The organism is Dysgonomonas sp. Marseille-Q5470 (assembly GCF_951230145.1).
Classification (GTDB): domain Bacteria; phylum Bacteroidota; class Bacteroidia; order Bacteroidales; family Dysgonomonadaceae; genus Dysgonomonas.
The window spans coordinates 134,973-156,907 of record NZ_CATNVE010000009.1 but is presented as its reverse complement, the minus strand read 5'-3'; the positions used below and the strand labels follow the sequence as shown (position 1 = coordinate 156,907).

General features: G+C 37.4%; 18 protein-coding genes. 6 read left to right on the top strand and 12 right to left on the bottom strand.

All coding sequences use genetic code 11. From position 1 onward, the window contains the following. Window positions 1–32 precede the first annotated feature (32 nt). From QOX35_RS13910 to glyA, 4 genes are all read right to left on the bottom strand, one after another. The gene (locus QOX35_RS13910; protein ID WP_283687439.1) at window positions 33–773 is read right to left on the bottom strand and encodes an NUDIX hydrolase; all 741 of its coding nucleotides are present in this window, start codon (window positions 771–773) and stop codon (window positions 33–35) included. Window positions 774–784: 11 nt separating this feature from the next. Beyond that, entirely contained in the window at window positions 785–1,627 is an 843-nt protein-coding gene (locus QOX35_RS13905) for a hypothetical protein (RefSeq protein WP_283687438.1), read from the bottom strand. A gap of 228 nt (window positions 1,628–1,855) precedes the next feature. Continuing rightward, complete coding sequence (locus QOX35_RS13900) at window positions 1,856–3,763, bottom strand: LTA synthase family protein (protein ID WP_283687437.1); 1,908 nt, start codon at window positions 3,761–3,763, stop codon at window positions 1,856–1,858. Between the two features lie 160 nt (window positions 3,764–3,923). Then, window positions 3,924–5,204 carry a serine hydroxymethyltransferase gene (glyA, locus tag QOX35_RS13895; protein ID WP_283687436.1) on the bottom strand — a complete coding sequence of 427 codons (1,281 nt, stop codon included), beginning with the start codon at window positions 5,202–5,204 and terminating at the stop codon, window positions 3,924–3,926. Between the two features lie 381 nt (window positions 5,205–5,585). Between glyA and QOX35_RS13890 the strand changes: the two genes are divergently transcribed. From QOX35_RS13890 to rlmD, 5 genes are all read left to right on the top strand, one after another. Next, entirely contained in the window at window positions 5,586–6,737 is a 1,152-nt protein-coding gene (locus QOX35_RS13890; RefSeq protein ID WP_283687435.1) for a sensor histidine kinase, read from the top strand. 91 nt (window positions 6,738–6,828) lie between these two features. Next, a complete protein-coding gene (locus QOX35_RS13885) occupies window positions 6,829–8,325 on the top strand; it encodes a POT-type proton-dependent oligopeptide transporter (protein WP_283687434.1) in 1,497 nt (498 codons plus the stop codon). A 162-nt stretch (window positions 8,326–8,487) separates the two neighbouring features. Further along, the gene (locus QOX35_RS13880; protein WP_283687433.1) at window positions 8,488–10,992 is read left to right on the top strand and encodes a DUF2339 domain-containing protein; all 2,505 of its coding nucleotides are present in this window, start codon (window positions 8,488–8,490) and stop codon (window positions 10,990–10,992) included. Window positions 10,993–11,004: 12 nt separating this feature from the next. Next, window positions 11,005–12,210: a hypothetical protein gene (locus QOX35_RS13875; protein ID WP_283687432.1), complete on the top strand. Its 1,206-nt coding sequence runs from the start codon at window positions 11,005–11,007 to the stop codon at window positions 12,208–12,210. Between the two features lie 224 nt (window positions 12,211–12,434). Then, the gene (gene rlmD, locus QOX35_RS13870) at window positions 12,435–13,844 is read left to right on the top strand and encodes a 23S rRNA (uracil(1939)-C(5))-methyltransferase RlmD (protein ID WP_283687431.1); all 1,410 of its coding nucleotides are present in this window, start codon (window positions 12,435–12,437) and stop codon (window positions 13,842–13,844) included. A gap of 83 nt (window positions 13,845–13,927) precedes the next feature. Here the strand turns inward: rlmD and QOX35_RS13865 are convergent, their stop codons facing one another. From QOX35_RS13865 to QOX35_RS13845, 5 genes are all read right to left on the bottom strand, one after another. Further along, window positions 13,928–14,173: a GlsB/YeaQ/YmgE family stress response membrane protein gene (locus QOX35_RS13865; protein ID WP_252638448.1), complete on the bottom strand. Its 246-nt coding sequence runs from the start codon at window positions 14,171–14,173 to the stop codon at window positions 13,928–13,930. Between the two features lie 79 nt (window positions 14,174–14,252). Beyond that, window positions 14,253–14,537 carry a winged helix-turn-helix domain-containing protein gene (locus tag QOX35_RS13860; RefSeq protein WP_135107109.1) on the bottom strand — a complete coding sequence of 95 codons (285 nt, stop codon included), beginning with the start codon at window positions 14,535–14,537 and terminating at the stop codon, window positions 14,253–14,255. Then, entirely contained in the window at window positions 14,530–15,150 is a 621-nt protein-coding gene (locus tag QOX35_RS13855; protein WP_283687430.1) for a hypothetical protein, read from the bottom strand. The genes QOX35_RS13860 and QOX35_RS13855 overlap by 8 nt, the downstream gene beginning before the upstream one ends. Window positions 15,151–15,165: 15 nt before the next feature. Beyond that, entirely contained in the window at window positions 15,166–15,819 is a 654-nt protein-coding gene (locus QOX35_RS13850) for a hypothetical protein (RefSeq protein WP_283687429.1), read from the bottom strand. A 30-nt stretch (window positions 15,820–15,849) separates the two neighbouring features. After that, window positions 15,850–17,973 (bottom strand): TonB-dependent receptor, encoded by a 2,124-nt coding sequence (locus QOX35_RS13845; RefSeq protein ID WP_283687428.1) that lies wholly within the window; start codon window positions 17,971–17,973, stop codon window positions 15,850–15,852. Between the two features lie 201 nt (window positions 17,974–18,174). Here QOX35_RS13845 and QOX35_RS13840 point away from each other — a divergent pair, with 201 nt between their 5' ends. Then, window positions 18,175–18,417, top strand: a complete 243-nt coding sequence (locus tag QOX35_RS13840) for a putative signal transducing protein (RefSeq protein WP_006841975.1) — start codon at window positions 18,175–18,177, stop codon at window positions 18,415–18,417. A 22-nt stretch (window positions 18,418–18,439) separates the two neighbouring features. Here the strand turns inward: QOX35_RS13840 and QOX35_RS13835 are convergent, their stop codons facing one another. The 3 genes from QOX35_RS13835 to QOX35_RS13825 are packed head-to-tail and all read right to left on the bottom strand — an operon-like array spanning window position 18,440 to window position 21,807. Next, window positions 18,440–19,645, bottom strand: coding sequence for an ABC transporter permease (locus tag QOX35_RS13835; RefSeq protein ID WP_283687427.1), 1,206 nt, complete (start codon window positions 19,643–19,645; stop codon window positions 18,440–18,442). After that, window positions 19,642–20,811 (bottom strand): ABC transporter permease, encoded by a 1,170-nt coding sequence (locus QOX35_RS13830; protein ID WP_283687426.1) that lies wholly within the window; start codon window positions 20,809–20,811, stop codon window positions 19,642–19,644. The genes QOX35_RS13835 and QOX35_RS13830 overlap by 4 nt, the downstream gene beginning before the upstream one ends. 3 nt (window positions 20,812–20,814) lie before the next feature. Continuing rightward, window positions 20,815–21,807 carry an HlyD family secretion protein gene (locus QOX35_RS13825; protein ID WP_135107097.1) on the bottom strand — a complete coding sequence of 331 codons (993 nt, stop codon included), beginning with the start codon at window positions 21,805–21,807 and terminating at the stop codon, window positions 20,815–20,817. Window positions 21,808–21,935: the final 128 nt, after the last annotated feature.

Genomic DNA, 21,935 nt, shown 5'->3' with positions numbered 1-21,935 from the left:
TTAATGTTCCGGGTTATTTCCTTATTTTACGATTACAAGTTGTTGCTCATTAACTGAATTCCAAGTCTTTCGGCTTCCTCATATTTTTTCTTGTCGAAAGAGTACAAATTGGGCGATTTGTGAGCTCCTACTTTCCGTGTTTCATTCAATGCTTTTATAAAGCCAATAGAGAGCATTTTGCGCTGGAAGTTTCTACGGTCTAGTTCTCTTCCTAATATTGCTTCGTAGATACTTCTTAATTCCGGCATTGTGAATTTTTCGGGTAGAAGTTCGTAACCGATAGGTATGAATCCAATTTGTTTGCGTAGGGTAGAGAGAGCGGTTTCAAAAATAATCTTATGTTCCGGGTGTAAATCTGAGATATTATTTATTTCAAACCATTCGATATGTTCAGTATCGTTATCTTCGACGAGTTGTGCATCTCCTGATTTGATAAGAGCAAAATAGGCCAGACTAATTTCACTAAGTATTTCGGGGTTTTCGTTTTCTTCTTGTTTTTTATCTTTTCTCCCAAAGAATGAGAACTGCTTCAGATAGGTATCGCTTAATCCTGTTTTTGCTTTTAATATCCGGCGTGCCGTTTCATCCGGTATTTCATCTCTTGTTATAAGCCCTCCGGGAAGCATCCATTTTTCGCCGGCACTGGGTTTGCATAGTAAAACTTTGAGGCTTCCTGAGTGAAATCCGAATATTGTACAATCGACCGAGATATTAAGATTGAAAATATCCTTTTCTTTTCTCTGAGGCTCGGCAGTAGATTTTTCTTTTTTCATAAAAATTAGAGTTATTGTAGCTTTGTGTTGTAAGTGTTTGTGCTGTCTTTTTTATTATCCAGATAATAGATGTGAAATTCGGCTTTCTCTTTAGCTGTTTTAAGGCTATCTAGCTGCAACATCATTACTGATAACTGATACGATTTGGAAATCGCAGACTTTACCTGTTGCGATAAAGTATATGTATATTTTCCTTGTCCATCTAAAGTGACCGATAAAGGATTATTGGTATTTGAGAAAATGAACTTTGCAATTCCATTTTCCTTACTACCTGAGAATCGAATTACTTCATACGTTTTGCCCATGTTTGAGAAGCGATAGTTCAAACCATCGTCATTCACTGGTATAGACTCCGCGAATGAGCCATCTTTTGACAAAATCTTTATTTTATTATGTTTTTGTCCGCCAATAAATACACTTTCAATATATAACTGTCCATTTTCTTCTACTCCCGAACGAAGAGTTGTAGATGTAATAGATGAGGTTACACTCTCTTTTGGGATATAGCTTCCTGTTTCTTGGTATTGCTTGTTTTGTTGAAAGCTAAACTTCGTTTTCTCTTGTTCTACTTTGGGTTCAAAAGAAGATATAAGCGAATCGCATTGCGCTATTATTTGCTCGTTCTCTCCTCTGCGAATCGAGTCTAAGAGCAAGATGCCTGCTTGTAATTGAGGAAAAGCTTTCGGGTGATTTGCTTTCAGGCTATCAAGAGTCTGTTTAGCTAAAGCGTATTCAGCCTGCGAATAAAGCTGTCGGGCTGTATTTAGTTGTCTTTGTGCTTCTTCGTTTTCAGATGTACAAGCGAATAGTAAAAATGACAAAAGTATAAATATACTTCTATAATAAGTTTTCATTGGACTACACTCTGTATAAGTATTCTGGGAAATTGTACTCATGTAATTTTAGGCTAAATTACAAATTAATTTTTAATTTAACATTACTATTGCCTAATAATTGTCTATATTACACTATACGGTATTGGTTTCCACCTATTTGATAGAGATAAAGCTATTTATGTTTTAGTCTGAAAATACTATGCCGCTGAGTGTTTGGTGTCTAGTCCGTTATGGGATATGTATTTTTTATTTCTTTACTCTTGTCAGTTCATGTTTGAGCATATAGTTAGCAGTTTGAAACATGGCTGCTGAATATAAGTTCATGCTATCTGCTTTCTGTTTGAATTCGCGAAGAAGATTGTCGCTACTATTTTCACTATATTCATATAACCCATCTATCTTCGATTTGAAGTTATAAGTATAAAAGTATTTCTCATCGATACATCCAAGCGCATTATCAGAAGAGAAAAACATATACGGACGTTTTGTCTTGAACATGTCTACCCCAAAAGTATTATTCATGTACGAACGGTCTAGTAAACCCATAATGGTAGGGAATACATCAACTTGTCCTCCCGGATTGGAAACCGTTGTGGGCATATCTGTAAACGCCGGAGAGTATATGATCAGTGGGATATGGTTTAGCGAAAGAGGCATTTCATAGGTTTGTGTGCCCACTATTTTTCCATGGTCTCCAAGCAGTACAAATATTGTGTTTTTAAACCAGCTTTGTTTTTCTGCATCAGTAAAAAATTGTCGTATAGCATCATCTGCAAATGCTACTATTTGGAATTCGGGTTTTGTGCTTACATTTTCAAATTTTTCAGGTACAATATATGGAGGATGATTGCTCACTGTGAGTATTGTTGCAAAAAAAGGAGATGACGTCGGAGCCTTTTCATTTATTTTGTTCAGCGAATAACTGAGTAGAAAATCATCAGCAACACCAAAGCTGTTTTTTCGCATTTTGGGTGGATAGTTTTCTTGAGAATATATCTCTTCAAATCCATTTTCCAATAAGAAAGCATTCATATTGTCATACTGGGACTCGTGCGGCATGAAGAACATCGTTTTGTAATTTTGCTCTTGTAAAGTATTTGGTAACCCCTGGCATAAAGGGATTGTTACATTTTTCATCATGTTCTTATCAAACAAGGCCGGTAGTCCGTACAGTGTGGCTAAGATACCATGATTGGTATGTGTGCCGGCTGAATAAAAATGATCGAAGTAATATGATTTTTTTATAAGCTGGTTGAGAAATGGAGTTATTTCTTTTCCGTTTTCTGTGACTTTTAGCAGATCGGCAGACATCGATTCCATGAGTATGACAACTACATTCATATCTTTTGCCGGACTTTCTGCTTTAATATATCGGGCAATAGGCGACTTTTGCTCATCAGCCGGGTTTAGTCCGAAAAACTTCTGTGTATATGAAATAGCGTCTTTTTCTGAAATAACATTGTCTATGCTATGATGAGTTTTCGATGATTCGATAACATCCCGCAAGAAATAAAAAGAGGGGTTTATTCCCAACTGATTTAAGAATGAATTGTTGCAAAAGTAAGCTTGGCTTGTTTTTATCGGATTGTATCCGAAACGCCCCCTGATACCCAATATGCATACTATGGCAAGGATAATACAAGTGGGAATGTAAATGAAATATTCTTTTCCTTTTATATTTTCTTGCTGTAGTTTTAAAAGTCTTTTGCTCAACTTGAAAGCCAGATATCCAAAAGCAATAACTACTAGAAGAAAAACACCCATATATATGTAATATGATGTTTCTTCGAATATCATTTTGGCGGTTGTACTGCTTTCTTCATTCCAATTGAAGATAGAACTGTTCAGATGTTTGAAGAAATAAGCGAAGTAAGGAATGTCTGCAAAACCAATGGCAAAAACCACTGTATAGATCAGTATATAGTATACGTTGAATGAACTGAACGTAATTTTATTTACTTTATTAAAAAGACCTAGAATGCAAATAACTACGAGCGGTAATGCTGAGATGTAGCATGCTATAACATTGTCGAACCAGATCCCTCGGAGCAAAGCTGAGAAAATCCAACTGGCTTTTGAAGTTACACTTTCTATATGTTGCAGATTTGTGAGTAATAATAAGGTACGTTGCAGTGACATTATGATTAATGCCATTATATGTATCGACAATACATATAGAATGCTTATTTTGATTTTTTTCATCGGAATACATACAGAAGCTGTTTAAAAGCAAACACTATGAGGTGTAATTGCTTTATTAAACAGCTTCTTATCTTTGTATATTAGTTAAGTTCTATCAAACAGGAATAGTATTCTACCAAGCAAATAATGGATAATCTTTCATTATTCCATTCACTTTCTCACGTACAGCTTTTATAACTTTTCCGTCTTCCGGATTAGAAAGAACAGTATCTATCAATTCCACTATTTCTCCCATCAAAGGCTCCTTTGCACCACGTGTAGTGATTGCCGGAGTACCGAATCGAAGACCTGATGTAAGGAATGGACTGCGGCTATCGAACGGAACCATATTCTTATTGGTGGTGATATCGGCTTCTACAAGAACTTTTTCGGCAAGCTTTCCTGTCAGTTCAGGGAATTTTGGACGCAAATCTATAAGCATAGAGTGATTGTCTGTTCCTCCTGATACTACTTTGTAGCCTTTATCCATAAAAGCTTGAGCCATAACAGCTGCATTCTTTTTCACTTGAGCCTGATAAACTTTGTATGAAGGATCGAGAGCTTCGCCAAATGATACCGCTTTAGCTGCAATTACATGCTCTAGAGGCCCGCCTTGAATGCCCGGGAATACTGCCGAGTCTAGCAATGCAGACATCATGCGTACTTCTCCTTTCGGAGTTTTCTTGCCCCAAGGATTTTCAAAGTCTTTGCCTAGCATAATTGCGCCACCACGTGGTCCACGCAATGTTTTGTGAGTTGTTGTAGTCACAATGTGTGCGTGAGGAAGAGGATTGTTAAGCAATCCTGCTGCAACTAGTCCTGCCGGGTGAGCCATATCTACCATAAATATAGCACCTATTTCGTCGGCTATTTTGCGGATACGTGCATAATCCCAGTCGCGAGAATAGGCCGATGCTCCGGCGATGATAACTTTAGGTTTCTCTGCACGGGCAACTTCTTCCATTTGCTCATAGTCTACTTGCTCTGTCTCTTGTTTTACATTGTATTCCAATGCATGAAACATCAATCCTGAGAAGTTGACAGGCGAACCATGTGATAAGTGTCCTCCGTGTGAAAGGTTCAGTCCAAGGAATTTATCTCCGGCCTGCATACAAGCAAGGAATACTGCTGCATTTGCCTGAGCTCCAGAGTGCGGTTGTACGTTTGCCCACTCTGCTCCGAATATTTCTTTTAGCCTATCTATAGCTAGCTGTTCGCTAAGGTCTACAATTTCGCATCCCCCATAATATCTTTTGCCCGGATACCCTTCTGCATATTTGTTTGTTAAGCATGATCCCATAGCCTCCATTACTTGTTCACTGACAAAGTTTTCAGAGGCGATAAGTTCAATCCCTTTCAGTTGTCGTTGATACTCTTTTTCAATAATATCAAAAATGGCTGTGTCTCTTTTCATAAAATGATAAAATTATGAGGTAAATAAATCATCGAGCAAAGGTAACTATTTTAGTAATTTATATCGTAGTCTTTTCTTTAATTATTTTCTTGATGTAAAAGCTAGTTTGTATCTTAGATGCAGAAAATATATAATTTTTCGGAGGAAGATTTTTCCTTTAAGGAAATGGATAAAAATATTGTCTCTGTGTATATCGCATATAAGAAATATTAAATTTTATCTATATATACTGGTATCGCAGTAAAGAGAAAAGTGACATCTAAAAACATACAAATAACTGTCACCTTTGTCACCTTTTGGTGAGATAGATGTTGGTAAGTTGTTTAAAATCAAATATAATACGCGTATTAAGCGTTAGGTGTATAATAAAGCATATATTGAATGAAATTATTCGAAAACAATAAAATATTATTTAGGTATCTGTTTGTAGTCATTGCTCTTCTTATTGTTGTGGCATCTCTTATTGTGTCACATTTTTTGGTCGAGAATCTGTCAAAAGAAGAGAGAAATAAAATTGAGATTTGGGCTGAGGCTACAAAAGAAATGGCAAGCAATGCTGAAAATATGAATATGAATCTGGTTGCTCAGATACTGAAAAGTAATACGACGATACCTGTTATACTATACGATAAAAAAGAGAATTTTTATACTTCGGCAAACATCGATCTCCCCGAGCTTGACGACCAGATCTTTCTGAAGCAAAGAGCAGAATCTTTTAAGAAAAGGCATGAGCCTATCATTATTGAAGCTGAAGGGTTCGACCAGTATATATATTATGATGATTCGTACACGCTAAAACAATTGCAGCTATATCCTTATGTTCAATTGGGTGTGCTGTTTATATTTATGATTACAGCTTTCTTCGCTCTGTTTACTACTATGAGAATGGAGCAGGATCGCCTGTGGGTAGGGTTGTCTAAAGAGACTGCTCATCAGTTAGGGACGCCTATATCGTCTTTGTTAGCATGGCTGGAATATCTGAAACTGAAAGAAACAGATCAGTCTATTGTAAGAGATATGGAGAAAGATGTAGACCGACTGCAAATGATTACGGATCGGTTTTCTAAAATAGGTTCGGTTCCTGCCTTAGAATCTCAAAATATGGTAGATATAATTCATCGGTCGATTGCTTATCTCGAAAAGCGGATATCAAAGAAAGTTGTTTTTGTTGTCGAGCTGTCAGATAAGCCTCTCTATGCACAGGTGAACGAGCCATTGCTAAGCTGGGTAATAGAAAATCTTACCAAAAATGCCGTTGATGCTATGAGCGGACAAGGGCAAATAATATATCGGCTTTCTGAAAAAGGGAAGTTTGTATCTCTTGATATACAAGATACAGGGAAGGGAATTCCCAAATCTAAGTTCAGAACTATTTTCAATCCCGGTTATACAACAAAATCTAGAGGCTGGGGGCTCGGACTCTCATTGGCGAAGCGTATCATTGAGTCTTATCACAAGGGGCGGATTTATGTCAAAACATCAGAAATCGGTGTGGGGACAACATTCTGTATTGAGTTAAAAAAGGCTGAATAGTGTCATCCGGAAAACTTTTTAACTGTTAAATCGGATAATTTTCTTATTTTTGTCGCAATTCAATTTATTTTTAATAATTCTATAAAGACTGATGACTAAATTCTCAAAAGCCTTTTGGGTCGCCAACACAGTTGAGCTGTTGGAGCGGCTAGCGTATTATGCAATTTTTATTTCATTAACCTTATATCTATCCAATGTATGGGGTTTCAATGATGTTGAGGCCGGTATTATCGCCGGTTCGTTTTCTGCATTGTTGTATTTCTTACCCACATTTGTTGGTGCATATTCCGATAGAATCGGTTTCCGTAAAGCTATAATGGTTGCCTTTGCTCTTCTTACCGTCGGGTATTTCGGGCTGGGCTTAGTGCCTACTCTTTTGGAGAGTGCGGGGCTTGTTCAATATGGTGCTGCCAATGCAGTAGGATTAGAGTCCGGCGCTAAAGATAGCGGACTGGTAATAGAAACTTTCCGTTCCTTTTTTACCTCTTTAGGAGTCGGTAATTTTGATAGATACACTACGTTTACAGGTCTCAGAGAAAGTATCCAACAATGGACAATTGTCCCTATACTGTTGCTGATTGTTGTGGGTGGAGCTTTTATAAAATCAGTGATTTCGGGTACTGTGGCTAAAGAAACGACTACCGAAACACGAGCAAGAGGTTTTGCTATTTTCTATATGATGGTGAATATCGGAGCTTTTACGGGTAAGACTGTAGTCGATCCGCTTCGCAAAAGTATTGGGGATCAGGGATTGGTTTACCTGAACTATTTCTCGGGAACGATGACTTTAATTGCTCTTGTTATCGTTTTCTTTATGTATAAGTCGACACAAACGGCAGGACAAGGTAAGAGCCTTTCGGAGATATGGCAAGCCTTGATAAAGGTATGTAAGAACGGACGCCTTGTTGCTTTGATACTTATCACCAGCGGTTTCTGGATTGTACAGCAGCAGATGTATGCCTCTATGCCTAAATATGTAATCCGTATGGTAGGAGCCGATGCTTCTCCGGGATGGATTGCTAACGTAAATCCCTTCTTTGTCTTCCTGTTGGTAAACCTGATTACCACGATAATGAAAAAGCGCTCGCCGTTATCGTCTATCATGGTAGGTATGTTTATTATACCTTTTTCAGCACTGATCATGTCCTTTGGAAATATAATGGGTGGTGAACCTATTTCTGTATTTGGACTTACGACCATACATCCTGTAACGCTTACCCTTATCGTGGGTATCGCCTTCCAGGCCATAGCTGAATGTTTTATTTCTCCTCGTTTTCTCGAGTATTTTTCATTGCAATCGCCTAAAGGAGAAGAGGGGCTTTATCTTGGGTTCAGCCATTTACATTCATTCGTTTCCTCGTTGGTCAGCTTTATTGTTGCCGGTTTCTTATTGGAAAGATTTTGTCCCGATCCACTGTCGGAGCGCTTTGCCAATTCTACCAATTTTGCCGCTGATTATGCTGCAGCTACAGCCAACGCTCATTACCTTTGGTATGTGTTTTTTGCCATAGGGCTTGTTTCTGCCATTGCTTTGGTTATATACGGTATAGTCGTGCGACGAATAGATGCAAAGAAAGTGATAGAATAATTTATAGATAGTGAAAATATAAAAATCCTCAGGAATATTTTTCTGGGGATTTTTTTGTTAAAATTTCTATTTTATCATATTTTATATAAAAAAGTGTGATTGTTCGATATTACATGTATTTTTACAGGATTATAAAGATATCATCAACTTAACAAGAATCTTATGGAAGGCTTTCTGATATTATTAGTTATCATTATTTTTATCGTTATAGTTGTATTTCCAATTATTATATATGTAAAAGTAAGTTCTATTCGGAACGATATTGAATATTTGAACAATAGTTTCAATCACCTTAACTTCAGACTAACAAGTTTTTTCAAAGAAGCTGGTTCTCTCGAAGCTGTAAAAGAAAGGTTTGAATCAATTGATGAACTATCGGCTATAGAGAACGTAAAACAAACAAATGCAGAAACCAAGGAGCCGGAGGTGGTAGAAGAAGCTCCTCTTTCGGATGTTCATGTAGCTGCATTTAAGGAAAGGGTGCTTGATAACGAGCCTGTTGAGGAGATTATATCAGTAGTTGTTGAACTGAAAGAACAAACTGTTCCTTCGTTTGCAGCCTCTATTAGTCATGAAAAAGAAGATGTTAGAGAGAGGATACTTCAACCATCCGAACCAGCTCCTATAAAGGAGGCTATAGAGCCTGAACGAAACTTTATAGAAAGATTGCTTGGTGAAAACTGGCTGAGCAAAGTAGGGATTGTGACTTTGGTATTGGGTATTGCCTTCTTTGTAAAGTATGCTATAGACCGAGATTGGATCAACGAAATCGGACGTGTAGGTATAGGGTTACTTACCGGAGGTATAATCATTGGTATAGCTCATAAGCTCAAAAAACAATACCATGTTTTTTCTTCGATACTGGTAGGCGGTGGTATTTCAGTCTTTTATATTACAATTACACTGGCATTCAGAGAATATGAATTGTTTAGCCAACCCATTGCTTTTGTATTGCTTATAGCCATAACAGTTTTCTCCGTTATTCTCTCACTCTTATATGACCGTAAAGAATTAGCCATATTTTCCTTGCTTGGTGGATTTGCATCACCACTGATGATAAGTACAGGAGCAGGAAATTATATTGTATTGTTCTCTTATATATTTATTCTGAATACAGGTATGCTTGTCATTTCTTTTGCTAAGAACTGGCGTGTTATAGGTATTATGTGTTATATGCTTACTTTGGGATTCTTTTGGAGTTGGTTGTTAACCGCTTATCGAAATCATAGTTTAGTACTTGTTACTCTGTTTACTGTATTGTTTTTCGTGCAGTTTTATCTATTGGCTATAATAGATCACCTGAAGACAGAAAAAAAAGTTACGGCCTATCAGAGTTTTCTTATATTATCCAATAACCTGTTTGTATTCCTTGCCTGTTTATATGTGTGGGATCAATGTCAATACGATGTAAGGGGGCTGATAACAATAGTTTTGGCGGTGTTTAATGCAATTGTTATGTTTACCTTATTCCGACGTAGCAAAGTGGACCGGAACCTCATATATCTGATTATAGCTGTAGTGATGACTTTTGTCAGTCTGGCTATTCCGATACAGCTCAATGGACATGTTATTACCATGTTTTGGGCTGCTGAGGCTGTTGTCTTGTTATTGCTGTGGCGTAGATCACGCATTAATGTGTTTTGGTTCGGCTTTGGCGTTATCTGTTTGCTGACTGTAATATCTTATGTGATGGATGTTCACGAAACTTATTCTTACGATTCCGAATTACCAATATTGGTGAATAGGATATTTATCACAGGAATAGTGGTAATAGTTGCTTCTGTCATTTGTTTGTTTATCTTGAGAAAAGAAGATCCTGATATGGAAATCGAAATACGAGGATTTGATTTATTATCCGTCGGTGCTGTAGTCAATGTATTTAAATATGTTCTTATTACCTTGGCTTATGTAATGCCATTCCTAGAGTTAAATTATCAATTAGAACGTTTTACGGATGTTGAGTTTTACTCGAGCTTTAGGTATTTGTGCATGGCTACGTATACCGCATTGTATGTCGCATTATTGGCTTTTATATACAGGAAAAAAGCGTCGGCAGCTTTTACTTATGTTTTACTGCTTGCTTCTATGATTTGTTATGGCGCTTTCTATTCATATATGGCTATAGACCTGCGCTTCGATATATTTTCTTCCGGAATGTATAGTACAGTTCACTTTCTGATACACTATCTATCGCTGCCGGCGGTTATATATATAGCTTACCTGCTTGTGAGAAACATAAAATCATTGCCTCAAGAATGGTTCTCTTCTATATGCTGGGTGTTGGTTGTCTTGTGTGTAGTGATATTAAGTATAGAAACCGATCATATCATCATCGCATTGCTTGGGAATGCAGAAAATTATGACTTCATCTTGTACGACGTCCATACCTTTGGCTATCCTATCTTATGGGGTGTTTTAGCGATGATTTTGATGATATGGGGCTTGAATGTCAAAGAGGTATTGTTGCGTAAAATATCACTGATATTCTTTGGTATTATTATACTCAAGTTTTACGCTTACGATGTGTGGCATATGTCACAGGCCGGCCGGATCGTATCGTTTATTATTTTAGGGGTTATCCTGCTGTCGGTATCCTTCTTGCAACAGAAGATAAAGACATTGGTAAAAGCTGATGGAGTAGAAAAAATTGAAGAAAATAAGGAATAAAAACCAAGCCTGATGAAAAAAATAATATTTACATATCTGCTTTCTCTTTTTGTCTTTCAAGTCTATGGACAGTCACTTTGGCGTGCTGATACAAAACCAGTAGAAGAAAAAGGGTATTATAATATAGAACTTGATCAGCATATAATAGCGAAGTCTGTTGCGTCGGACTTGTCCGATTTGAGGATATACAATAGTAAAAATAAAGAGATCTCTTATTTTCTGCGAGCGGTGAGTCCGGTGCAGGAAGTAAGTCGATTTGAAAGCTATTCATTAAAGCAGAATATTGAAAAGGATAGTCTTAATATTGTTATTGTAGATAATACAAAGTTAGATAATATAAGTCGTTTTTATATTTTTATACGTAGTGCCGACGTCAATAAATATGCTTCGGTGAGAGGGAGTAATGATTTGTCGCAATGGTATATTGTAAAGCAGAAGACTCATGTCTACAATCTTGAGCATAAGGCGGATAATAACGAAGATGCCTTACTGCTCGATATTCCCCAAGGAAACTATAAGTATTATGAGATAACGATTGAAAATGATCAAAACAGTCCGTTAAAAATATTAAGGGTAGGAAATTATGCAAGCTCAAATATTTATGCACAGTTCTCCGAAATCAATCTGGGTCGTTTCGTAGCTAAGGATAGTATAAACAAGAAAACATATATCAGTTTTCCCGATTTGCAGGACACATATAAGATCAATCGACTGGAGATATCGGTACAAAGCGATGCTCATTATTTGCGACATGTTCTTTTGTCTGATACAATTAACAAAAAGTCTTTAAAGTTCGATTTGTCTTCCAAAACGGATAACTCTTTCATCGTCGATTATTTTCCTCTTGGCAAGCACACTTTTATAGCTATTGAGAATAATAATAATCTTCCGTTAGATATTGTTTCAATCAAAGTGTATGGATTGAATCGTTATTTGTGCGCTTATCTAGAGAAGGGTGAAAAGTATTATTTGGAGGTTGGTATTAGATATAAATCATCACCTGATTATGATATAGATCACTTTAAGAATGATATTCCTGTAGATTTGCCTATTGTTAAAACGGAGAATCTTTCACAGATTAATATGCCGGTTGCAGTTCCTGAAAGGCAGCCGTCACTGATCGAAAAGCCTCTTTTCTTATGGGCGGTTATTATTCTAATTGGCTTATTCCTGACATTTGTCTGTTACAAGACTATCAAAGAGATGAAGAAAAAATAGGGTGGAAGCCAATCTGGTTATGTCTTCCATTCTAATTTATCTTATATACGTGATCTCTGATGTGGATATGTTCTTTAATATGGAAAGTGACGATAAAAAATAAGTAAAAAAGTGTCACTTTTGTCACCTTTTTCTAAAGCTATCAAGATAGCGGGTGTAGCTAATACAAAAAAGCGAAAAAATAGAATTATCTTTGCACGCATTTTATACTCAAATAAAGATCAATGGCCAGAAAGAAAAAAGAACTTCCGTTAATAGAAAATGTAGAGATCATAGATGTAGCCGCAGAAGGCAAAGCTATAGCTAAGGTAGATGATTTGGTTGTGTTTATACCATACGTTGTGCCGGGCGACGTGATCGATTTGCAAATAACCCGCAAGAAAAATAAATATGCGGAAGGGAAGCCTGTTCGTTTTATCTCATACTCACCAAACCGTACAGAAGCATTCTGTGAACACTTCGGTATCTGTGGCGGCTGTAAATGGCAAGTCCTGCCCTATGCGGAGCAATTAAAGTATAAGCAAAAGCAGGTTGAGGATAATTTGACGCGTATAGGAAAAATAGAGTTACCCGATATTCATCATATATTAGGTTCGGAAAAAACACAGTTTTACAGAAACAAATTAGAGTTTACTTTTTCGAATAAAAAATGGCTTACCTTGGAGCAAATTAATTCCGGCGAAAGTTTTGATAATATGAATGCGTTGGGCTTTCACATTCCGGGTATGTTTGATAAGGTGTTGGATATAGATAAATGCTGGCTTCAAGAAGACATTTCTAATCAGATCCGCAATTTTATACGTCAATACTGTTACGATAAAAACTATACTTTCTTTGATTTAAGAAATAGGGGTGGATTGATGCGCAACCTTATTGTACGGACATCCACAACGGGTGAACTGATGGTGATTGTTGTATTCTATGATGATGAAAAAGAACAACAAGAAGACTTATTGACGGCTGTTGCTACACAGTTCCCTCAAATAACGTCATTACTCTATATTGTCAATCAGAAAGCGAATGATACTATAACAGATCAAGACGTTCTGGTATGGAAAGGAAATGATTGTATATATGAAGAGATGGAAGGCTTAAAGTTTAAGATAGGTCCTAAGTCTTTTTATCAGACAAATAGCGAGCAAGCTTATAATTTGTATAAAATAGCACGTGATTTTGCAAACCTATCGGGCGATGAACTTGTATATGACCTTTATACAGGTACAGGTACTATTGCCAACTTTGTAGCCTCTAAGGCAAAGAAAGTGGTAGGAATAGAATATGTAGAGGATGCTATCTTGGACGCGAGAGTTAATTCCCAAATAAATAAGATAGATAACACGCTGTTTTATGCGGGAGATATGAAGGATATTCTTACACAGGACTTCATCAATGAGCATGGACGCCCTGATGTGATTATCACAGACCCTCCACGTGCAGGTATGCATGATGATGTGATAAAGACAATTCTTTTTGCGGAGCCCGATCGTATTGTATATGTTAGTTGTAATCCGGCTACTCAGGCGCGTGACCTGTCTTTATTGGACGAAAAATATAAAGTGGAAAGAGTACAGCCTGTAGATATGTTCCCTCATACACATCATGTAGAGAATGTAGTATTGCTGGTGAAGAAATAAGAATTAGTTAAAAGCAGAGAAAGAGGCATACTCGTTGGAATATATCTCTTTCTCAGCTTTTAAGAATTATCTCTTTTTATACTCTATTCTTTTTTCTTAAATAAGGATATTATCCAAAGCAGTACGATTGCTCCTATAGTAGACATTACCAGGTTACCTAGAATACCGTTTACATCTAACCCGAGCAGCGTAAATATCCATCCACCGAGTAATCCTCCGACAATACCGACTATAAGGTTTAGTATAAGTCCGAAGCCACTGCCTTTCATAATCTTGCCGGCTATAAATCCGGCAGCTATACCTATTATTATCGACCAAATGAATCCCATACTCTTTTATTTTTATGTTAATAAAATTGAACTCTATCTTTTATAACACGCTTAATAAAGATATGGTTTGCTTCTTGCATTATTTCTTAATATAACTTTGCAGATTTTTTACGTATTTGTCAAATGCATCTATGCCTGTTTGAGTTATTTTGCAAACGGTGCGGGGTTTCTTCCCATCAATGAATTTGCGGACGTTGATATATCCGGCTTCGCTTAATTTTTCTATTTGTACGCTCAAGTTACCCGCAGTTGAACCTGTCTTCTCTCGGATAAAGACAAAGTCAGCTTCTTCTACAGATAGCAGCAATGATATTACTGCCAGCCGCAGTTGCGAGTGTAAGAGTGGATCAAGATCTTTAAACATTTTTAACGGCTTTACGGTTTGCTATATGTCCCGGTACGCAAAGTCCAAGGATAGCACATATACCCAAGATAATAAATTGAATATCACCACAGGCAAAAATATAACTTAATGTGCAAATTAAGGCTCCTCCCCAAAAAATACATGCTCCATAAAGGTATGGTCTGAATCGGCAAGCGATCGAGGTTGTAAATTGTGCTGCACCCATCATTGTTAAAATTATAGGGGTTATAAGGATTCCCAGAAAGCCTGAATGTAAAGCGTACGCTGTTCCATAAATAGTTATAAGAAAGATACCAACAGATATGGCAAATGCATTCCAGATGTGTCTTACTATTTTATCTATATGTGTTTTCACTGTCGCACTTCTCGAATATCTCCTCTTTATTATTCTTGATATTATTATCATTGGTATCATTGTTAGCCAAATCCAGAATGATTGATTCGGATTTTCTAATGTATGGATGAGGATGAAATTGGCAAAAGCGGTTCCTGCCACCACATATCCACTGAATATACTCGTTCTAATGCCTCCTTCCTGAAAATTGTTTCTCGCTTGCGAGATCATTTCATTGATAAGCTTCAAGCTATCTTGTTCGGTGAAATTATTTTCCATTATGCCGGTATTATTTTATTTATTGCACTTCGCTGAAATTTGTATCATAAAAGCTTCGCCCCAATGCGGTTTTTCTATTGTTTTTTGTTCTTTCTGATATAATGACTTTGCCTTATTTATCTCTTCACAAAAATCACGTTTCGAGCGAATAAAGTCAGGTAAAAAACTTTCATAAAAAGCTAATAAAAAGATTGGTCTCGGATTCTCCGGATTCAGCTTTATAGCCTTCTCATAGTTACTGATTACATCATTAAAATATTTTTGTCCATTTACTGCCGGATTAGTCATCGATAATCCATTGTAATAATACCCATACAAAGTACTGACTTCTGACTTGTCGGCATTGGTAAATGAATTTAGCCTGTCAAGACTTGCTTTTACCGTTTCGAGAATGGCTTCATTGTTTTCTGACTTCGGGCTGTAATATACCATTTGTATTCCTGTGTATGCTACATAGTAAAGAGGTAGCCATTCTTTGTCATATTTCAAAGATATCCGTTCGAATTGATTCCGGATTGTTTGTAACTCGTTTACCGATTTGGCAGAATCTAATTTTAATACTGTTTTCTCCATTACTTTCAAATAGGTTGAATCAGTATTTGTTATTGCTGATAAAGCCATTGGTGCAATTAGTATTGCTATACAAAGATAAAATTTAAACGTTTTCATAAGAATATAATTAAGGGTTAATGTTTTATTTTAGAATGTTGCCGGATCGTATGCTACTTTTCCACTTATTGTCCAGAAGAATCCGATGAAGAAGAAATTGTTTTGATACGACTTTATTGGTTTTGCTTCATATCTGCCCGATGTATTCGGGTTCGGATTATACTCATACCCATATATATTGGCTCTGCCAAGAATGTTTGAGGCACTCGCATATATGATTAGCCTTTTGTGTGCCAATAAAGTCCAGCTAATATCTAAAGAGTTATAAGCGGGAGTTGTTTCGTTCATCACTCCGGGCAAATTGGGATTGTGATATGCACGTCCACTGGCAAATCGGTTTGTTACTCCGATTATGCTTTTTAACTTTTCGTTTGAATACCTTAGAATGACTGATGCGTTATGTTTTGTTACAAATGGAGGCATAATTTTTTCATTGTATTCGGCATACTTTCGTTCCGAATCATTGTATGAATACGATAGCATATACTCTAAGGATTGCTTGTTCCCTGTTCTGAACCCATCTTTATACATTAGGTCTACACCCTGGCTATATCCATGTCCATCAGAGTGATAAAAGTCGTCATATATGGTAGTCAGTTTGTTGTATTTCTTGTGATAAACTTCGACCCTGAATACTCGATAATTTGTAATTGTATTCTGTGCACTCAGTATATATTGCGTTGTATTCTCTTGTGACAGGTGATTGTTGTAAATCAAATTTTCGTTGGGGGAAGTCTGCTGATATTTTCCTGCGACAGCTGATAATACAATGTCTTTCTTTATATTGTAGTTTAAGGCGATGCGGGGAAGTAGTGCAAATGACTTGTCTAACGAAGCATACTCGATACGTGATGATGCGTTTAAGAGCAGCTTGGCTGATAGGTTAAAATCATTACTGACGAATAATCCTTCGATGTTATGATTTACTTTTCTTTCTACACTCTTCTCGTCCAGATAAGTCATTTCATATTTTCTGATCAGAGCTTCTGTCCCTACTCCTAGCTTATACAAGCCGGAGAATCGTTTCTCTGCCTTTGTCTTTAGATGGAGCTCGCTTTCATCCGACTTAAATAGATCATTCGGTACTCTGGCATTATTTATATTCTTCTTATTCCAAGAATAAGCTACTCCGGCGAAGTAATTGATCCCATTGCTAAATCGCTTTTTGAATGTGCTGTTTAGGTATAGGTTATCTTCATCAAAATCTAGTTTGCGGTCAATATTGCTGAATGCGGGAGTCTCCTTTTTCTTAAAAAGAGTTTTGTCGTAAGTGAAATATGTTTTAAGATATGTTTTGTCTCCTAGCTTAAACCGAAGCTGATTGGCTGCGGATATTCCTTGATAATACTTATCCCAATCCGGCTTCTCGTCAGGGAATATCAGTTTTGTATATGGTTCAAGATTTGTATAGTTTACATCAAAAGAAGCAGATCCTTTATCCCACGATTTTGTTCCTCCCGTTCCCAATCCTACGCTAGTTAGGCTGGCTCCTATCTTCGTAATAGTACTTTCGTCTTTAGTCGACAAGGGTAGTACGCTCGACAAACTTTGAGTATATTCGGGCGAGAAGCCTCCCGTTGAAAAATTTATCGCATCAAATATAAATGTAGAGTGCCTTCCCCTCACTGCTGTGTTTGCCGGCATGGATGTATATGGCGACATTACGTGCATCTCGTCTATATAGGTCTGAGTCTCATAGCTACTTCCCCCTCTTACTTGCAGTTTGCCGTCTGTACCCGATATTTGAGCACCTGGTAAGTTTGTTATCGATTTGTATAAATCTCCTTCCGAGCCTGCCGCTGTAACTAGATCGATAGCATTCTTTTTCTCCAGATTTGATCCTCCTTTTAGCTGGAAACTACCTGCCGTAACGACTACTTCATTTAAGTTTGTTAGGTCGGGCTTCAGGTTAATAGCTAAGTTATTCAATTTCGAAACATCGGAAGTGATAGAGAACGGTTTATATCCGACAAATGAAGCTATCAGCGTAACAGACCCTTTCTCTTCAGTTTCTAAAGTAAAGTGTCCGTTCTCATCGGTGCTCGTTCCATCTACTGTGTTTTCTATATAAACATTTGCGAAAGCTATACCTTTGTTATTCTCATCTCTTACATATCCTTGTATTTGAGACTGACTCAATGTGTTGATAGTCATTGTTAATAGAATTATTATTAGAGTTAACCGGAGTATCATATTTTTTTCCTTAAAGTGGTTTATAATATTTTATTCCGTAAATGTAAAGTAGTTTATATTATAAACCAAATTATTTTATAAATAATTGAAATAAATATTGTTCGTCTTGTCTAGTTTGTTGATTATATCTACATTTATAAGTGGATAATAAATCTAAAGATTATGGATGAACTGGTTACTTTAAAAAGCGCTGACTTTGAAGCTAATTTGGCTATAGCAAAATCATTTCTGATTGACAATGGCATAGACTGTGTTGTAAATGGAGAATATCTTACTGTTTACACTGCAGGGTTAGGTACAGCCAGATTACAGGTCAGATCGGAGGATTACAGGCGTGCCGCAGAGTTACTTATAGAAGGAGGCTTTGCTAAGCGAGAAGATTTTGACTTCGAGAAATATCAATAGAAGATGAAGAAGAGTTGAAGATTTATTCAACTCTTTTTCTTATCATTCCTTTGTATTCCGGGTCGTAATTCTGTATCCACCATTTATACATTATGGTTGCCGTAATACAATATATTCCGGACTGTATCCAAAGAGCTATATATTCGAACCATACATCATTCAGAGTAGCTCCCATTGTATTTATTTTAATGAACCCGTGAATGCCCGGTGTAGACGGAACAATGTATGCTATCGCCTTTATGGCTGTAGGTATCTCAGTCCAAGGCCAAGATATACCCGATATAAATATGAATATGACACTGGTGAATACAAACAGCATCATTCCGAATTCACGCTGCGAGCAGAAGTAGGAGAGTGTCATTGTAAAGAATGTAGCCGACAACAGGAATGGCATAAGAAATGCTGCAATTGTCAGTGGGTCTCCTATCTGCGGAAACTTGAAGATATATGGTATTACTCGCAGTACCCATACCGAGATCAGCATGTATAAAGAGGCATAGCAAAAGGCTTTACCGATCGTTAGCTTTATGGCTCCTACATTTTTGCCTTGGGCTGTGTGTGATGCTATTGTAAATCGTTTCTTGTCGTTGTGTGTGCCAACAATAGTAGCTATACCCAAAAACATTGTTTGCTGTATAATGAGTATAAGTATCGCAGGAACAAGGAAGCTTGCAAATCCATTCTGTGGATTATACATCGGAACCCATTCATTTTCTACTGTTTGCCGGGTAGTGGCATCTTCTTCCTGACTTCCGCTTCCGGTTTCAACTACGCGTATATCAGCACCCATATCCAGCGATACTTCGGTAGCGCTGAGTATCATTGCTTTGTAAAACAACAAACTGCTCATATCGGCATACACGCTGACTTTCGTTTGTTGCTGAGTATGTATGTCTTTGCTGAAGTCTCTGGGGATATACATTATCCCGTAAGCCTCTTTTCTTCGGAGAGCTTCACGGGCTTCTTCCATGTCCGAGGCGTATCCTATTACCTTTACATCGGCTGTGGCATCTACCTTTCTTTTAAATTCCCTTGAGAGCGAAGAGTTTGAATCATCTACAAATATAACTTTTACCTCATGTACAGTTTCGTTATTGTATATAAAGCTATACAGTACAGGATAGGCCAACGGTACTATAAAGAACAGCAATATAACAGCCGGGTCTTTGAATATGACCTTTAGCTCGTTGATCCAAACATAATATATGTCAAGTAGTAATCTTTTCATAGCTCATATACGTTATCCTTCAGTAATTTTCTTACAGTACCGAAGAAGAATATTGATAGCAACACAAAGCCAAGCAGTGCCGCATAATGATACATGGAGTAGCCTACCGCTATACCATTTAATGCCTGATCTACATAGATAAGGAAAAAATGCCTTAGCGGGAATAAGTTGCTCAATGCGCTGAGGCTTCCATCCATCGCCAATGTAGAGAATGAAAATCCTGTAATGGAAAATGATACCATTCCTATGAGGCTGGCTATGCTTAGGGCAAACCGGTAATTGCGGAATATTCCCAGAAGTATGACGCCTGCTCCCTGTGCTGCCAGAATGAGGCATGCATAATTAAAGAACATAGGCCAAAAACCATTATGCAATGGAAATCGATTGATGTAATAAAGGACTGCCATAAATAATAACGCTATCCCCATATATATGATCGTATATGGAAGTAGTTTCCCTATCATTACTTTGATGATGGAATTGTCTCCCATAGACATAAGTTTTGGCCCGTTACCCGCTTTTATTTCCGAACCGAAAGCCGATACTGTAAACATCAGGATAATCAATTGCAATATACCCGGCAAGAGAACATTGTTCAGATATACCGAATAGTTGAGCCAGGGGTTTCCTGTGGGATGCGCATCTATTGTAATCGGTTGCAAGATCGGCATAATCTGGTTTTCTGTATAACCCTTTGCCGTTGCAGTCTTTAGCCCTACTGAGGCAGAAGCCAGCGTAGATATTGTTTTTAAGTCCTGAAATAGCAGAGAGCCCGATATCAAAAAAGCATTGTTGGTATAATAAACCAATTTGGGGCGATTGCCTGAAATTGCATCTTTCGTAAAATCTTTCGGAATAGTTAGTACAGCATATACTTCCATTCGCTCCATCTGATGCCTTGCTTCTTTAAACGAAAGGCTTTTATACTGTATATCCGTTTTTTCAAAAGCATCCAACTGGCGTATCAAAGAGCGTGTTGTAGTCGTATTGTCTAGGTCTACCACCGCAATAGGTATACGTGAGGGTAGCCCTGCGCTCATCATCCACATCAGAATAATCATGGATAATAGCGGAGCAACGAATATTCCCCATATACATATTTTGGATGAGGATATACGTATCCACTCCCTTTTGAATATGGCTAGTATACCGGTTTTAGAGCTCATTTGTTATTCTTTAATGATAAGTGACATTCCCGGCAGTACATCGATGGCTTTGTCGTTGAATCGAGCTTTTACCTCAAAAGTCTTTCTGTCGTACTGCCCTGTTGTTTTAGTCGCTTTCCATGCTGCATACGATCCCAAATCTTTGACATAATATACGGTCATCTCTACTTCCTGATCCAGTGCCGGAACGTATGCCTTGAATGTCTTACCTATATCTTTATAGTTCTTTAGATGGTCTTCTCTGATGTTGAATGAACCCCACTTATCGTCTAGTTTAGCAACATTCATTATCGGAGCTCCTGTACCTACCAACTCTCCTTCGTTCGGAAATTTTTCCGTAACCTTTCCGTCAATAGGTGAGATCAGATAGCTTTCAGAGATGTAAGATGATACTTCTGCAACAGCACCTTTTGCTCTTTCCAATAAGGCAAAGGCGGCTTCTTTGTCTTCTTTTTCTGCACCGTTTACAGCCATGTCGTATTGAGACTTCGCGGCCTTTTCTGTTGCAACTGATGCGTTGTATTGTGCTTCGGCTTCATCTCTCTTTTGTGCGGTTACAACACCTTTGTCAAACAAGTTTTGAACACGCTTGTACGACTTCTGCGCTATGTCTGTTCCTACTTTAGCCTTTTGCCACATTTCGTATGCTCCTTGGATTTGCTCTACGCGTGCCCCTTTTATTGCTTTCTGGTTTTGTGCCGCAGCTCCTTGCTGTGCCGCATTTGCCTGTGCCAGCTTAGCATCGATGTCAGGGATACTTAGTATAGCAAGAGTATCACCTTTTTTTACATAGCTTCCTTCGTCCACCATATATTTTGCTATACGTCCGGGCACTTTGCTGGATATACGTACTTCGGTTACATCTGCTTCTCCTTGTATGATGTTGTCTTCTTGGTTGAGGAAAAAGAAACCGTATAAGCCAACTAGAATAATAACGGCGGCAAAAATCAGAATAGGTATGAGTTTAGAACCTGTTTTTTTATTTTCTGTATCCATATCTTTATTTGTTACTTTTTTTCAAATATATATCGATTTGTTAATCAGTGATTTTAGGTCTAAAAGGTGACAAAAGTGACACTTTTTTATTGTTTTCCCAATTGTATACTTTTATCATCTTAGTTCCT

Coding starts and splice junctions, on each gene's coding strand:
- QOX35_RS13910 (WP_283687439.1), bottom strand. CDS start 773: ATGAAAAAAGAAAAATCTACTGCCGAGCCTCAGAGAAAAGAAAAGGAT.
- QOX35_RS13905 (WP_283687438.1), bottom strand. CDS start 1,627: ATGAAAACTTATTATAGAAGTATATTTATACTTTTGTCATTTTTACTA.
- QOX35_RS13900 (WP_283687437.1), bottom strand. CDS start 3,763: ATGGCATTAATCATAATGTCACTGCAACGTACCTTATTATTACTCACA.
- glyA (WP_283687436.1), bottom strand. CDS start 5,204: ATGAAAAGAGACACAGCCATTTTTGATATTATTGAAAAAGAGTATCAA.
- QOX35_RS13890 (WP_283687435.1), top strand. CDS start 5,586: ATGAAATTATTCGAAAACAATAAAATATTATTTAGGTATCTGTTTGTA.
- QOX35_RS13885 (WP_283687434.1), top strand. CDS start 6,829: ATGACTAAATTCTCAAAAGCCTTTTGGGTCGCCAACACAGTTGAGCTG.
- QOX35_RS13880 (WP_283687433.1), top strand. CDS start 8,488: ATGGAAGGCTTTCTGATATTATTAGTTATCATTATTTTTATCGTTATA.
- QOX35_RS13875 (WP_283687432.1), top strand. CDS start 11,005: ATGAAAAAAATAATATTTACATATCTGCTTTCTCTTTTTGTCTTTCAA.
- rlmD (WP_283687431.1), top strand. CDS start 12,435: ATGGCCAGAAAGAAAAAAGAACTTCCGTTAATAGAAAATGTAGAGATC.
- QOX35_RS13865 (WP_252638448.1), bottom strand. CDS start 14,173: ATGGGATTCATTTGGTCGATAATAATAGGTATAGCTGCCGGATTTATA.
- QOX35_RS13860 (WP_135107109.1), bottom strand. CDS start 14,537: ATGTTTAAAGATCTTGATCCACTCTTACACTCGCAACTGCGGCTGGCA.
- QOX35_RS13855 (WP_283687430.1), bottom strand. CDS start 15,150: ATGGAAAATAATTTCACCGAACAAGATAGCTTGAAGCTTATCAATGAA.
- QOX35_RS13850 (WP_283687429.1), bottom strand. CDS start 15,819: ATGAAAACGTTTAAATTTTATCTTTGTATAGCAATACTAATTGCACCA.
- QOX35_RS13845 (WP_283687428.1), bottom strand. CDS start 17,973: ATGACTATCAACACATTGAGTCAGTCTCAAATACAAGGATATGTAAGA.
- QOX35_RS13840 (WP_006841975.1), top strand. CDS start 18,175: ATGGATGAACTGGTTACTTTAAAAAGCGCTGACTTTGAAGCTAATTTG.
- QOX35_RS13835 (WP_283687427.1), bottom strand. CDS start 19,645: ATGAAAAGATTACTACTTGACATATATTATGTTTGGATCAACGAGCTA.
- QOX35_RS13830 (WP_283687426.1), bottom strand. CDS start 20,811: ATGAGCTCTAAAACCGGTATACTAGCCATATTCAAAAGGGAGTGGATA.
- QOX35_RS13825 (WP_135107097.1), bottom strand. CDS start 21,807: ATGGATACAGAAAATAAAAAAACAGGTTCTAAACTCATACCTATTCTG.